Consider the following 1,253-nt stretch of genomic DNA (forward strand, 5'->3'; position numbering starts at 1 on the left):
TGGGCAGGCGCCCGCAGCGAATCCGGGCGCCTGCCGGACCTCAGCTCCGCGGGAGCCCGGCGACCATTGCTCCGATCAGGTCGCGGGCGCTCGTCGCTGCGAGATTCTCCAGCAGCGTCGCCGCCTCGCGCGCGTGCCCGCCGACATGACCAGACAATTCTTGGATGGCGTTGGCATGATCTTCTGCCACCTTGCAGTTTTGGATGTTCATCGCGTGCTCCGCCCTGCAGTTCGCACTCCGCCGAACCGATTGCCGTCCTCGCGGCCGTGAGGGCGGAACACGTGATTATTCGCCGATCTGGAACGATCCGCTCTCGATCAGTTCACGGATCTGAGCGACATCCTGCGTAATCGTGCTGGCGAATTGTTCGGGCGTGCTGTCCTCGACGACGAAGAAGCCCTGCGCCTCGATACCCGCCCGAACCGCCGGATCGCGCAGAGTTTTCTGGATCTCGGCATTGATCTTCTCGATCACCTCCGGCGGGGTGCCCTTGCGCGCGAACACGCCATAAGAATTGATCCGATAGAGGCCCTTGTACTCGCTCTCTTCCGAGGCTCCGATATCCGGCAGGGCCGGATTGCGCTTGGATGACATGGCGGCGATGAACTTCAGACGACCCGCCTCGACGCCCGGAACGAAGGCCGGGCTGTAGCCGAAGCCGACATCGACCGTGCCGCTCAGCAGATCCGCCAGTTGGTCGGCGACGCCGCTATAGGGCACAAGGTTCAGCTCGGCGCCGGTCTTGAGCTGGATGGCCGAGGCCAACGCATGCGTGTTGCCGCCGACCCCGTTGAAGGCAAGGTTGACCTTGCCGGGGTTTGCCTTGGCGTAGTCGACGAATTCCTGGAACGTATTGTATGGGGTGTTGATATGCGCCACCATCATCGTCGGCCCGTAGAAGGTTTCGATGATCGGGATCAGGTCCTCCTGCGGCTTGTAGGGGATGCCCGGCATGAAGTTGGCAAAGATGATCGGTGAGCCCGAGGTGAACAGCAGGGTATGGCCATCCGGGGCAGCGTTCAGCGCCACGACCGCCGTCCCCACCGTGCCCACGGCGCCGGGGCGGAAGTCGAGCGGGAAAGCCTGACCAAGCCGGGCGGCCAGCGGTTCAAAGATGATCCTCGCCAGCGCGTCCGAGCCACCGCCTGCCGCCCAGGGGACGATGACTTCGACCGGCCGCTCGGGCCATTCGGCCTGCGCCGTGACCGGCGCGGTCCAGGCGGCCAGGCCCAGACCTATGGCTGTGACTGCG

2 protein-coding genes are annotated in these 1,253 nt (G+C 64.7%); both read right to left on the minus strand.

Features of this window, described 5'->3' with window-relative positions; translation table 11 throughout:
• Positions 1 to 40 precede the first annotated feature (40 nt).
• On the minus strand, positions 41 to 211 hold the full coding sequence (locus tag ACUSIJ_RS29595) for a hypothetical protein (protein ID WP_449311998.1): 171 nt from the start codon (positions 209 to 211) through the stop codon (positions 41 to 43).
• Positions 212 to 286: 75 nt separating this feature from the next.
• On the minus strand, positions 287 to 1,253 hold a 967-nt coding region (locus ACUSIJ_RS29600; protein ID WP_449311999.1), incomplete at its 5' end, for a Bug family tripartite tricarboxylate transporter substrate binding protein.

This window comes from Pseudochelatococcus sp. B33 (genome assembly GCF_053570585.1).

Excerpts from the sequence above, each read along its gene's own strand:
- ACUSIJ_RS29595 (WP_449311998.1), bottom strand. The coding sequence starts at position 211 with ATGAACATCCAAAACTGCAAGGTGGCAGAAGATCATGCCAACGCCATC.